This is a genomic window from Saprospiraceae bacterium (assembly GCA_016713025.1).
Lineage (GTDB): Bacteria > Bacteroidota > Bacteroidia > Chitinophagales > Saprospiraceae > OLB9.
Genome location: JADJPZ010000004.1, coordinates 1,728,525 through 1,742,096 on the forward strand (window position 1 = coordinate 1,728,525; position 13,572 = coordinate 1,742,096).

The following is a 13,572-nucleotide window of genomic DNA, read 5'->3' on the forward strand; positions in this document are numbered from 1 at the left end:
TAGCCATTTTATTTTTTGAGAATATACGTGTAGCCGATAAATTTCTGAATCTCAGAAGGTTTAATGGAAGTGTATAGTGCATTGGCAGGCACATTGTCAACTTCAGTGCCAAGCCATACTTCATCACAATTGGACTCTTGAGCAAAGCTGAATAAGTAATTCATCAATGCCTTACCAATGCCTTGTTTTTGGAAGTTTTCACATACATCTACTTCGTCAATATAGAGCCAAATATCACCATTGGGTTTGTTTAAAATTTTTGCAGAAGCCATACCTGCTAATTGTTCATCACAATAAGCAACTATAAACACACTTTCTGTTCTCACCAAAAACGCTTTCAAATCTCGTACCGAATAGTCTTCCGGAGATATTTCGGAGGCTGGAACCCATTGTGCCTTTCGAATATCTAAAACTAATTTTTTCAGATCATCTTTTGCTGTAACTCTTTTGATATCTAACATTTTACTTTTTTGAAAATAATAAAAATAAGTACCTGGCCACCAAAATATTTCATGTTATTTTTTCCAAAGCTATTTTACCATTCTTTCGGATGGTTTTGGTCTGCCCACCAAGGAAATCCTGCTATTCCAATTGCTTTCAATCGCAAAATAATTTGAGTGGTATAATGTTGGATCTGGCGGAGGTTTTAATCATTAATTCGCAATTTGCTTCAGCCATTCACAGATCACATTTTTTCGAATTTCATCCTTATTTTTAATCTTAATATGTTTCAATGTATTCCCTTCTCCTTCCAATATATTGTCAGGGTCCTGAATTTTGTCAATGTTGTAGAAACCAAGAGTTATGTGCTTTTTTGCAAATCTCAGATAAGCAAAATCTTTACCATTGTTAAATACCGGCATATTCCACTTTATTTCTTCGGACACATTGGCAACTGTGTCGTGAATGAGTATGCGCAATTCTTCAAGAATTTCAATTTGTTCTGTATTTGCATTGCCAATATAATCCGATACTTTTTGATTATAATTCATACACTGTTATTTTGAATTTGATTTTAAAAAGAAACTCAACAATAAAGTAAAAGATATTCCTGTAATTAGATTGCCTATAAACGAATAGAAACTTTGCATTGATGTGCTGTAATATTCTTTCTTTTCTGCCAATTTCTCTTCGATTATTATTGAGTCCACATTTGAGTCCACTCCGAAAAGTATTTAATAATTGATTCACAAATATAGTATAAAAAGAACATATGTTTTAAATTTGTGATATCAAAATAACTTTAATCCGGATGCTAAAAAAATCATCAAAGCACCTACAGTTGGATATGTTTTCAAGCCCTGTTTCATTATTTAGTGGCAAGGTACAAACAGTGTATGAAAATCCTGATGCCTGGCATAATCTATTTCGCAAAGAAGTGATTATGCGCATAGACGAGGAGTTGTTCAGTCCTTTATATAGTGATAGTCAAGGCAGACCAAATGCATCCATACGAGTAATGATAGGGATGATGATATTGAAGGAAGCAGATGGTTTGAGTGATGAGAAGATATTTGAAAACTGTAGATTCAACTTGTTATATCGAAGTGCATTAGGGTTATTAAATTTAAGCGACACCATACCTACAGAATCCACTTACTATCTATTTCGGCACAATGTAGCAGCTTATGACAAGGAAAACGGAAAAAATCTATTTGCAGAAGTATTTGCCCAGACGACAAAGGATCAATGTATTGAATTTGGAGTAAGCGGCAAGAAAATAAGAATGGACAGTAAGTTATTGGGAAGTAATATAGCATGGTTGAGCCGTTACGAATTGATACATAAAACGTTAGAGCTTTATTACAAGGAAATAAAAGACAATGCTCACTTAGAAGCTACACTTAAAGAGAAGCTGGAAGACGCACTAAAAATGCAAGGAGACAAAGTAGTGTACACCCATACGAGCCAGGAAGTTAAGAGTAAATTAAAAGAGTTAGGTACCCTGATATCGAAAGTATTAGAGCTAACCGAAGGCTCACAAACAGACAGTTACAAAACATTACAAAGAGTATTCACCGAACAGTACGAGATCACCGAAGATAAAATGATAGTAGCCAAAGAAAAAGAATCCATATCGGCGCAGTCTGTACAATCGCCACACGATACCGACAGTACCTACCGTAGCAAAGGAGGTAACGATGGACAAAAAAACAAGAAGTAAAAGGCTACAGTGTGAATGTAACGGAGACATGCGATGATGAAAATCTAAATTTAATTACGAATGTCAATGTTAAAGTAGTAAGTACTCCTGACACTGACTTCTTAAAAGAAGATACCGAAAAAACACAGGAAATCATATCAGATAAGATAGAATCAGTGTATGCAGATGGTGCCTACCATAGTCCCGAAAATCAAAACTATTGTAAAGACAACGATATAGACTTAAACCTACAAGCAATACAAGGAGCCAAAGGAAGATACGAGTTGGAAATGACGGAAGACCAAACATTGCAAGTAAAAGATACACAAACTGGTGAAGAAGTAGAAAGTATAAAAGTAATCAGTAAAGATGGTACTGAAAAATGGCGAATAAAGACAGGCGAATCATACAGATATATCACGCAAAAAGAAATAGATACCTACCAGATCAGGAAGAAAATAGAATCTACACCAAAAGAAGAAATACAGAGAAGAAACAATGTTGAAGCCACCATATTTCAGGTAAGTTATCACTACCCCAATGCAAAGAGTAGGTATAGGGGATTAAGCAAACATCAAATGTGGGCCAACATGAGATGTTTATGGGTGAACTTTGTCCGAATCGTAAATTTTGTGACAGAAAATGGCCAAAACTTGCCAAATATTGCCCTAAATTTCATCAAAACAATTGTGATGGTCTATACGAGGCGTCAGATTATAAAAACCTTATTTCAAGATGTCAATTTTTTATCCCGTCAGCCCAAGAGTACTATTTTATGCGATTTTTAAAAATAGAGCTTTTCGGAGCGGACTCATGATTTAAATTTTCGCAGAATATTTTATGTCCACTCTAAATAACTGATTACTTGTGAAATTGGCCATTTCCATCCAAACCATTCAGATTGTTTCATGTCCACTTCACTAAAATCCATTTATTTTTTCTCTTCCTTCTTTTCTGTTTTTTCCTTCTTGATCCGAATCTTTTCACCTTGTTTCAGATTCTTGCTGACCTCATTATAAGGTCCTGAAATCAATTTGTCTCCTTGTTTTATCCCGGATTTTATCATGATATACTCATCATCCTGTATTCCGGTCACCACCTTTACCATTTTGGATGTATCGGCATCCATAAGGAATACCACTTCATCATATTCTACTTCAGGTACCACCGCAGACTGATCTTCACCTTCTGATGATGATATTTTCTTTTTGGGCTTTTGTCCATCTTTTTCTCTTACTGTGACACACTGGATTGGAACTGGAGTAACATCCTTTGCTTCTTCTGTGTAAACATCCACAGAAGCTGACATACCTGGTCTGAGCGGGTACTTGACAGATGCAGATTTTATATCCAAATATGATGATTCGTCGACTTTGATTTTGACAATAAAGTTGGTGACTTGATCAGTATTGAGCGATTGTGCATTAGCGGCTCCGACGTTAGATGCAGAATTGGCAATTTGGGTCACCGTGCCTTTGAATTTTTTTCCAAGATATGCGTCTACTTCTATATCAGCCATATCTCCTACCATAACCTTAAGGATATCATTTTCGCTGACATCTACCTGTACTTCCATCGCATTGAGATTGGAAATGCGCATCATCTCTGTACCAGTCATTTGGATGGTTCCCACTACCCTTTCACCTTTTTCCACAGAAAGTTTTGATACTATTCCGCTTGTAGGTGATTTTATAGTCGTCCTGCTAAGACTGGTTTTAAGTTCATTGAGACTGGCATTAGCTCCCTTGATGCTAAACTCAGAAGCTTGTGCATTTTGCTGCGCACTTTTGATACTTGCATCTGCTGATCTGAGATTGGCTTCTAATTGTCTCAATGTAGCCAGAGACTGATCCAGTTCAGCTTGTGAGATGACACCATCTTTTTTCAATTGCTCATTGCGCTTATGTATAGTTTTTGCATTTTCCAATTGAGCTACAATTTGCTCCCTTTGGGCTTTGTTGCCTTCTATTTGAGATCTACTGATGGCCAATTGTGCTTTGGAGCTATTCAAACTTGCCTCTCCTCTTTCGACAGCTGACATGTAAGTATCCGGATTGATTTTGGCCAATATCTGACCAACTACCACAGAGTCTCCTTCTTTGACATATAGTTGAACAATTTCACCTGATACATCCGATGAAATTTTTACTTCTGTTTCAGGAAATATTTTTCCACTTGCAGAAACGGTTTCTCTGATAGTTCTGGAGGTCGCTTCTTCAATGGTGACTTCTTTGCCTTTAGGTTTTGAGCTTCCTTTGTAAATGGCTATGGCTGCTACAATGACAAGTGCAAGCAGTAAGCCTATAAGTAACCAATTTCTCTTTTTTGGTTTAACAGTCATGGAAATTTAATTATTTTGGTTTTTCAATAAAATTTTTGCTTTAAAGTTTGTTAAAACTTTTATTTTGTAAGTATTATGGGTTTTCCGAGATAAAAATCAAGTATTTTTGTCCGGAATAGATAGTCATATTTTGCTATTATGTGATTGATGACCGAAGATTCCATCTGAGTTTTCAATCTCGTCAGTTCGAATGCATTTAAATTACCAATTTCAAATCTTTTTAATGCGTTATTGTACAGATTGGATTGGGCGGTTTTTGTTTTTTCTGTGGCCATAAATCTTGCCTTTGCAGCTTTGGCATCTGAAAGTGCCTGACCGATAGTAATTTTCAGAGTCTCTTTTGACTGATCTAGTGTCAGTTTTGCCCTTTCAGAATTAAGTTTTGCCCTTTGTAATCCTGCTTTGGCTGAATAATTACTATAGATAGGTATGGACACGGATGCTCCGATACCATATGAAATATTGTCTTTAAACTGGTTAAAATATGGTGTTTCAGAAAATATCGGCACCTGACTTGGGAAACCTATACTTACGTTTTGACCTCCAATGACCACATCCAAAGGCCTCACCACATTCTCTATTCTATCTATGGATCTACCTTGGTTGGAATAATTTGTTCTGAGACTTCCACCAGCACCGACAGTAGGCAAAAAGTCTGCTTTGGCAATTTTTTCACCCAGATGTGCCACCTTTACTCTCATTTCATTAGCAGCGACCGATGGTTGAGTATTGAGTGCCGAATTATACAACTCTCCAAAAGTAACAATATCCGGATCCGTTTCCAATGGAACATCACCAGGGTTCAGGATATCCATGTTGTAGTCAGGATCAAGGCGAAGAAATTGTTTTAAATTCAGTAGATTGATCATCAGGTTATTTCTTGCTTCGATGATGGCTTGTTCATTGGTGGCAATCTGTGCTTGCAGATCAAGTATATCATTTTCAGGCCTGTTGCCGACAGCAATTTGTTTGTTAAGTTGATTCAGTTGATCATTGGTTAGTTTGAGTTGGTTTTCTGCATTTAAGAGATTTTCTTTAGCAAATAAAAGATTCAGATACAAAGAAGCTACATTTAGGGATATGTCTCTTTTTGTTTGTTCCATATCTTTCATTGTTGCTCTACTACTCTGTATACTTTGCTGGATCGAGTTGCCTATTCTCCCGCCATTGTAAATCAATACATTGGAATTGAAAGAAAATCCATTATTAAAAAATGTTTCTGTCACAAACTGATTACTGGTAGGATCGATAGTTCGACCAAAATTCCACCCTACATTTGTATTGCCTGAAAGATTGGGATATCTGGCATGTCGTGCCTGGGTAATGTCAATCTCTGTACCACTTAAAGTCAACTTGCTGTTTTCTATCTGCAAGCTTTTCTCAATGGCGTGGTTGACGCATTTTTCAAGCGACCAAATCTCCTGACCAAATAAACCTATGTGAAAGATTGACCAGAAAAACAGGCTTAATGATATTGTTTTCATTCAGTAAAATATTTACAATGCAAATGTAGATAATTAAAAAATTATACCACTCATTTTTATATGAATGATGATTTACTATAGATAAATAGCATAAAAATGAAGTGTAAAGATGAACAAACATTAAAAAAAAGCTTAAATTTAAAATTGCAAGAGCAGGGACTAAATATCAAGTATCAAGATATCGGCAATGACAATTACGCTTGCATGAGTATAAAATGAAGGACAAAATAAATTATGGTAAATTTGAGTATTTAAACTTACGCTAAAATAAATCAGGCAACTTCTTAAAAAACATAACTTTAACATGATTGTTATGATGTAATCAATAATTATTCGACAGAATATCGTAAGTTTGTATTTGTGAAAATCCGGATATCAAAATACTTATATTTAATCATAATTATACTGGCGCCATGGGTCATATCAGCGACGCATAACCGTGCCGGAGAAATCACCTATAGACAACTCAGTCCCTTGACGATAGAAATGACGATCACTACTTACACCAAAGCCAGTAGTGTAGCTGCTGATAGAGACAGTCTGGAAGTTTTGTGGGGAGACGGCTCCAAAGAATGGGTGAAAAGAAACAACGACCTGACCAGATTTGAACCCAATGATATCAAAATCAACAAATATATAGCTAACCACACTTATCCTGGTAGTGCTACATATACTGTTTCTTTTGTTGACCCCAACAGGATCGGCAATATTCTGAACGTCAATTATCCTAACTCCATAGATATTGCATTTTTCTTGAGTACTACGTTTACACTGCTTGATCAGCAATTTCAGGGATTTAACAATTCAGCCGTTTTACTGCAAGCCCCTATTGATAATGGTTGCGTCAACAAGGTATTTATACACAACCCCAACGCCTATGATCCGGATCAGGACAGTTTGGCATACGAGCTGGCAATACCTCTGATGGACATTAATTTACCTGTACCAAATTACAAACTGCCAAATCTGATTGGTGAGTTGGCAGGCAACAATCTGACTATCAACCCGGTAACAGGTGAAATAAGGTGGAATTCGCCAAAACTTCAAGGCCAATACAATATTGCTATCAAAATAAAAGAATACAGGAAAGGAAAGCTCATCAACGTCATTTTGCGCGATATGCAAATCCTGATCCGAGCATGTGATAATGAGCCACCTGCCATCAAGTCGATAGCAGAAATATGTGTTGTAGCCGGTGAAAAATTGTCCATTGATATTGAAGTTTCAGACCCAAATACAAACCAAAAGGTAAAACTGACAGCCACAGGAGGCCCTTTTGTTGAAGTGTCTCCGGCCGTATTGACAGGACCGGCCAACTTCACAAATGTAAATTTTAACGCAAAATTAGAGTGGCAAACTAATTGTAACCACATTTCAGGTCAGTATTACCAGATTGTTTTAAAAGCAATCGACAATTATTTTCCGGATTCCACAGGCTTAGTTACATTAAAAACAATCAGAATTAAAGTAGTAGGACCCCCACCTAAAAATCTGATTTCTAAAAGCGAAAATGGAGCGATAAGATTGGAATGGGATAACCCATACTCATGTGATATGGCAAGGGACAACTATTTTTATGGATTTTCTGTCTGGAGAAAAATCGCAAGTTCAAACTACCAACCAGACACTTGCAATCCCGGGCTTACCAAATCACCTTTTCAGAAAATATCATTCAGAACAACTGCAAAATCCGGTGATAAATATTTTTTCATCGATGACCAAACTGAAGCCGGCAATACTTATTGCTACAGGGTTCAGGCAGAATTTGCAAAACTCACCAGTACTTCCAACCCATTCAATATTGTGGAGAGCCTTCCATCTAATGAATCGTGTGTTATCCTGAAAAGAGATATTCCTCTCATCACAAAAGTTTCTGTGACTGAGACATCTTCCGGTAATGGAATGATACATGTGAAATGGGCAAAACCTCTGGCTGACCAATTAGATACTATAAAAAATCCGGGACCGTATCGATTTGACATATTCAGAGCAGTAGTTGGGGGTGCCCCTGTTTTGGTGAGTTCGATATCTTCAGTTCATTTTAAAACTATACCTGACAGCAACTATTTTGATAAAAACCTGAACACAATCGATAACCAATACTCTTATTTCATATCATTTTTCAGCAATTCTAAAAAGATCGGAGACTCGCCAAGAGCTACATCTGTGTTTCTGACGGTATCCCCTTCTGATAAAAAAAATATCTTATCATGGAATAGCAATACCCCATGGAGCAATCAATTATATACTATTTTTATTAAAAGAACCACCGGTCAGTTTGTGTTTTTGGCTGAAACAGCAGGAAATAACTTTGAACACGGAAATCTTTCTAACGACAGCATCTATTGTTATCGGATAGAATCCAAAGGATCTTATTCTATTCCGGGTATAGAAGATCCTTTATTAAATTTCTCTCAGGAAGTCTGCAAAAGACCTGTGGACAATGTAGCTTCATGTCCACCTGATCTGAAAGTAACCAATGTTTGCGAACGTCTTAATGGTATCACCACTCCCGATGAACTATACAATAGTCTTTCATGGAGTAATCCTTTCAATAAGTGTCCGAATATCTCTAATGATATTGCCACATATGTTATTTATTATGCCGAAACAATTCAGGATTCACTTCAAAAAATCAAAGAGCAAAATGTATCAGATGGTTTGTTGTATTCGCACTATCCATTAAATGGGTTGTCAGGATGTTATGCAGTGACCACTATCGATTTTAATGGCAACGAGAGCGCAAGAAGCAATAAGCTGTGTGTAGATAATTGCCCGTTTTATGAATTGCCAAATACTTTTACACCAAATGGTGACGGAAAAAATGATATTTTTAAACCCAGAATTAATCTCTTTATCGCAGAAGTTCGATTTTTAGTGTATAACCAATGGGGCAACCTTGTTTTTGAGACCACAGACCCTGAGATTAACTGGGATGGAACAACTAATAAAGGAAATGAACTTTCTGACGGAACTTATCACTATATTTGCCGCGTTTTTGAAAAAAGGGTTGCAGGCATTACAGAAAGGAAAAATACCCTTAACGGATTTATTCATTTAATAAGAAATTAGAACATGTTCAGCGGAATTGTTGAGGCAACAGGTGTGATCAAGGCTATCGAAAGAGAAGGTTCCAATGTACACTTTACCATTCATTCATCTTTAAGCGGTGAGAGTTATATTGATCAGAGTATCGCTCATAATGGCGTATGTCTTACTGTTGTAAAAAAAACTACTGATGCACATATTGTGACTGCTATCGAAGAAACACTCAATAAAAGTAATCTTAACGACCTGAAAATCAACAGTCTCGTTAATCTTGAACGTTCTGTGCTCGCCACGAGTCGTATGGATGGTCATTTTGTTCAGGGGCATGTGGACACTACGGTTGTCTGTCGAGATGTGTTGGCAGCAGATGGAAGTTGGTATTATACATTTGAGTTACCAAAAGAATACAATAAATTGGTCGTCCCAAAAGGGTCAGTATGTATTAATGGCGTCAGTCTCACCATTGCTGATCTTAATGCTGACACTTTTTCAGTAGCTATTATTCCTTATACATACGAAAATACAAACTTCAAAACATTACAAAAAGGAAACAAAGTAAATATTGAGTTTGACATACTTGGAAAGTATATAGTCAACTATCTTGATAAGATAAATTTTAATTAGGGGACAGTCCCTTTTGATCGTTTTAATTAAAAAGGTGCTGATGCAAATAAAGAGTGTTTTTTATTTTGGTTTTTTGATACTTATAATGATAGTTGGTCTTGCCAACTCAGGAATGCAGCCGGTTTCTTCTGGTTCAGGGTACACAGGAGCGCCCGGTGACTCACATTGTGCATCATGCCACACCGGTACCAATAATGCTATTGATGGCAATATTGTAATCAGTGGCTTGCCGGATACCATTAATACTAATACTACCTACAAAATAACAGTAACGGTCTCTAATCCAAACAGTATGGCAAAAAAAGCCGGTTTTCAACTATTGGCCCTTACCGGTACTAATACAAATGCAGGATCTATGACGAACAACTCCACCGGATCTGACTTAAGAACTGTATTTGGTGGAAAGACGTATTTCGGTCACGCTCCTGCAGACACTTTTCCCGCTTCACGGACCCTTACTTATACGGTTGACTGGACTTCACCAAGTGCTCAGGGAATAAATCCTGTCATAAAATTTTATTCAGCCGGCTTAATAGCAAATGGTGACAACAGCACAAGTGGTGATAAAGTCGTGGCATCATCTATTCAAATCCCTATTAGAAATCCTTCATCGCCATTATCTGTCAATATTTTTGATGTAACAGCTGCAAAGTGTGCTGATTCGTCAGACGGCGCCGCAAAGGCAGTGCCAAGCGGTGGTTCAGGAGTATATAGATATCTTTGGAGTAATGGAGTTACGACCGGAGAAAATATCACTATGAGTTCCGGACTGAATTCTGTAACCGTCACAGATAATGCAGGTGCTTCAGTTTCTGTTAATGTTACAATACCTGCACCACCGCCCATCACTATTTCATTCAACTCCTCGCCTGCATGCGATAGTAGTGCAAAAGGAAACATGACTGCCCTACCTGCTGGTGGCGTTGGAAATTTCTCTTATCTTTGGTCAACGGGGAGTACTGTCGGTGTTTTAGAAAGTGCCAAGGCTGGAATCTACACTATAACGGTGACTGATCAGAATAATTGCAAAAAGGTATCCCAAACATCAATAGAAGTCTTACCACCATTACAAATATCGAAAATTACTTCCACACCATCCTGCAAGGGTCTTAGTAATGGTTCTATTTCATTGTCTGTCACAGGAGGAGCATCAGGGTACAAATACTTATGGTCAAATCAACATACCACTGCAAAAATACAAAACTTACATCCGGGCACTTACTCCGTCACAGTCTCAGACAATACGGGGTGTAGCATATCAGACAGCTTTGTTTTACTTGAGCCGGACACCATAGTAGGTATCATAGATGAATTAATAGACCCTAAATGTTTTGGAGCAAAAGATGGCAGAATAAAAATAAAAGTGGCAGGAGGTACTCCTGATTACCAATTCGCATGGTCAGACGGATCAGCTAATACTGGCAATTCAAGTAATATCAGCAACTTAAGTGCCGGTTTTTACTCAGTAACAATTACTGATTTACAGGATTGTTCGGTTATTAAAGTAATTGAACTGAAGCAACCTGAAATTCTATCTATATCTGAAATTATCAAAAATGTAAATTGCCACGGGGGCTCAGACGGTAGTATCAATATCAGTATTTCGGGCACACAGAATCCCGTCATTTATAAATGGTCTACAAAAGATTCTCTAAAAAACATAAACAACCTTAAAGTCGGTAAATACTTTGTCACTGTCACTGATACTTTAAAAAAATGTACTGCTCTGGATTCTTTTCAAATCAGTCAGCCTGAACCATTGTCGGTAATATCAGACTCTATCCTGAATAATGTGTGCAAAGGCGATGCAAAAGGACAAGCTAGCATTAAAATTCAGGGAGGCACTAAAAACTATAAGTACTTGTGGTCAAATAATGATTCAACGTCATTGATCACCAATCTATCTGCAGGTATTTATCATTATTCAGTAACTGATGCAAATCAATGTACTCTCGCCGGTAGTATAAGTGTAAAAGAACCAACAGGTATCAAAATCCGTGTGGACTCAACAAAGAACCCGAGATGTAAGGAAGTGGGTGATGGTTTTATTTCGATTAAAGTCCGGGATAATCAGGGGCCCTTTACAGTAAAATGGTCGAATGGGATGGTTGGTTTGAAAAATGATAGTTTGTTTTCAGGAAGTTATATTGTCAATATTACTGACAGCTTGTTGTGCACTGTTTCAGACTCAATTACATTAAACTCAAATCCTGGATTTCAGCTTCCTGAGATAGAACTTAAGAACGTAAAATGTTTTGGTGACAGTACAGGACAGGCGTCTGTCAAGATTGATACTTTGATAAAATACCTTTGGTCAACGGGTGACACCTCAAATATTGTTACTAAACTTCCTTCAGGAAAATATACTCTTACAGCCAAAGATAAAAATGGTTGTAAGAGTATCACTGACACCATCAGTATTGCCCAACCTCCACGCATTAAAGCAGAACTCCTGACATCAGACACACTTATCTGCCCGGGCTTTAGTAATGGTAGTTTGAGTATCAAAGCCAGTGGTGGAAAAGACTCCTTAACTTTCAAATGGAATACAGGAGATACCATATCAAAAATAATGTCACTGCTACCAGGAATGTACACCATCACTATCACAGATAAAAATCTATGTAAAACCACTCAATCTTATACGATTAATACAACAGATACATTACGAATTTCAGACAAAAAGGTGACAGACATTTTTTGCTATGACACAAAAAGCGGGGGCATTGAATTTAAAGTGAAAGGAGGTTTGGGCTCATTAAAATACTCTTGGCCAGATACATCCCTTACCGGATCAGTTTTATCAGGACTGGCTCATGGATTATACACTGTAACTGTCACCGATCAACAAGGATGTATGGTTTCCGATACATTCAGAGTCAACCAGGTAGATTCTATTATGGTAACAGCAAAAATTAAAAATGAGACCATAGCCGGAAAATCAGATGGAAAAGTGGAATTGAATATCAATGGCGGTACTGGACCATTTCTCGTAGTTTGGAGTAACGGAAGGACTGGAGTGGTCTTAGATAACATGCCCCCTGGCTTGTTCTATTATTCTATTGAAGATAAAAATAAGTGCCTGCAAACAGGATCGATAGTTATCGATGGAGGTATTTGTCTACTTTCAGCCACGGTTAAAAGTATAAAACCCGCCACCTGTTTCAACAGTTCTGATGGGAAAGTTGAATTGGACATAAAAGGAAATTTTCAGAAATACAATATTGAAATATATAACAATTCAGGACAATATAAATTACCCATTGACTCTTTGAAACCTGGTAATTACTTATTCATCATCAGTGATTCAGTCAACTGTTCTGCAATTATATTCAATGCAAGTGTCACTTCCATCACTGCACCTTTAGTTTTGGACAAGATTATAAAATTTGGACCTGGATCAACATCACTAAAAAATGGCAGAATGGAAGCCATTATGAAAGGAGGAACCCGACCATTAAAATTCACTTGGTTTAAAGAAAATAAAAAGGTGGGGGATTCATCATTGGTGGAAGGCCTAACGACAGGAGTCTACCAACTTTTAGTAATAGACTCAGCAGGATGCGAACTGATAATAAATAATATTCAGCTTGATGTCATGACCTCTGCTGACGATATCTTATTTGAAAAGTTGAAATTATATCCTAATCCGGTGTCAGAAAAGCTTTATCTCTCAAATAACACTGGTCTTAAAATTAGATGGATAGAAATACACAACAGTGCAGGACAATTAGTATCAACTTCATCTTATTTTTCAGATATTGACACTCAACTCATTGATTTACAAGACGCATCAGGTCTGATGCCTGGAATTTACTTTCTGAAGATACTCATTGATAATACAGTGTTGACAAAACGATTTATAGTGATCAATTAATTGAAATGTATACCAAAAATATCCGGGGATCTCAGTAATCATTTCCTGTAGAGCA

The 13,572-nt window shown here is 37.1% G+C and carries 9 protein-coding genes; 5 read left to right on the top strand and 4 right to left on the bottom strand.

Going from position 1 to position 13,572, the window contains the following annotated elements; all coding sequences use genetic code 11:
- Positions 1–8: 8 nt before the first annotated feature.
- Complete coding sequence (locus IPK35_13740; GenBank protein ID MBK8054287.1) at positions 9–461, bottom strand: GNAT family N-acetyltransferase; 453 nt, start codon at positions 459–461, stop codon at positions 9–11.
- A gap of 192 nt (positions 462–653) precedes the next feature.
- Complete coding sequence (locus IPK35_13745; protein MBK8054288.1) at positions 654–992, bottom strand: DUF1801 domain-containing protein; 339 nt, start codon at positions 990–992, stop codon at positions 654–656.
- Between the two features lie 260 nt (positions 993–1,252).
- Here IPK35_13745 and IPK35_13750 point away from each other — a divergent pair, with 260 nt between their 5' ends.
- Together IPK35_13750 and IPK35_13755 are read left to right on the top strand one after the other, a co-directional pair.
- Positions 1,253–2,164, top strand: coding sequence for a transposase (locus IPK35_13750; protein ID MBK8054289.1), 912 nt, complete (start codon positions 1,253–1,255; stop codon positions 2,162–2,164).
- A gap of 11 nt (positions 2,165–2,175) precedes the next feature.
- Complete coding sequence (locus IPK35_13755; protein MBK8054290.1) at positions 2,176–2,931, top strand: transposase; 756 nt, start codon at positions 2,176–2,178, stop codon at positions 2,929–2,931.
- A 143-nt stretch (positions 2,932–3,074) separates the two neighbouring features.
- Here the strand turns inward: IPK35_13755 and IPK35_13760 are convergent, their stop codons facing one another.
- Both IPK35_13760 and IPK35_13765 read right to left on the bottom strand, forming a co-directional pair.
- Entirely contained in the window at positions 3,075–4,484 is a 1,410-nt protein-coding gene (locus tag IPK35_13760) for an HlyD family secretion protein (protein ID MBK8054291.1), read from the bottom strand.
- 59 nt (positions 4,485–4,543) lie between these two features.
- Positions 4,544–5,968 carry a TolC family protein gene (locus tag IPK35_13765; GenBank protein ID MBK8054292.1) on the bottom strand — a complete coding sequence of 475 codons (1,425 nt, stop codon included), beginning with the start codon at positions 5,966–5,968 and terminating at the stop codon, positions 4,544–4,546.
- Positions 5,969–6,328: 360 nt separating this feature from the next.
- Here IPK35_13765 and IPK35_13770 point away from each other — a divergent pair, with 360 nt between their 5' ends.
- Genes IPK35_13770 through IPK35_13780 form a run of 3 tightly spaced genes read left to right on the top strand, consistent with a single transcriptional unit; the run spans position 6,329 to position 13,517 of the window.
- Complete coding sequence (locus IPK35_13770; GenBank protein ID MBK8054293.1) at positions 6,329–9,040, top strand: gliding motility-associated C-terminal domain-containing protein; 2,712 nt, start codon at positions 6,329–6,331, stop codon at positions 9,038–9,040.
- 3 nt (positions 9,041–9,043) lie between these two features.
- Positions 9,044–9,640 (top strand): riboflavin synthase, encoded by a 597-nt coding sequence (locus tag IPK35_13775; protein MBK8054294.1) that lies wholly within the window; start codon positions 9,044–9,046, stop codon positions 9,638–9,640.
- A gap of 40 nt (positions 9,641–9,680) precedes the next feature.
- Entirely contained in the window at positions 9,681–13,517 is a 3,837-nt protein-coding gene (locus IPK35_13780; GenBank protein ID MBK8054295.1) for a T9SS type A sorting domain-containing protein, read from the top strand.
- Positions 13,518–13,572 lie beyond the last annotated feature (55 nt).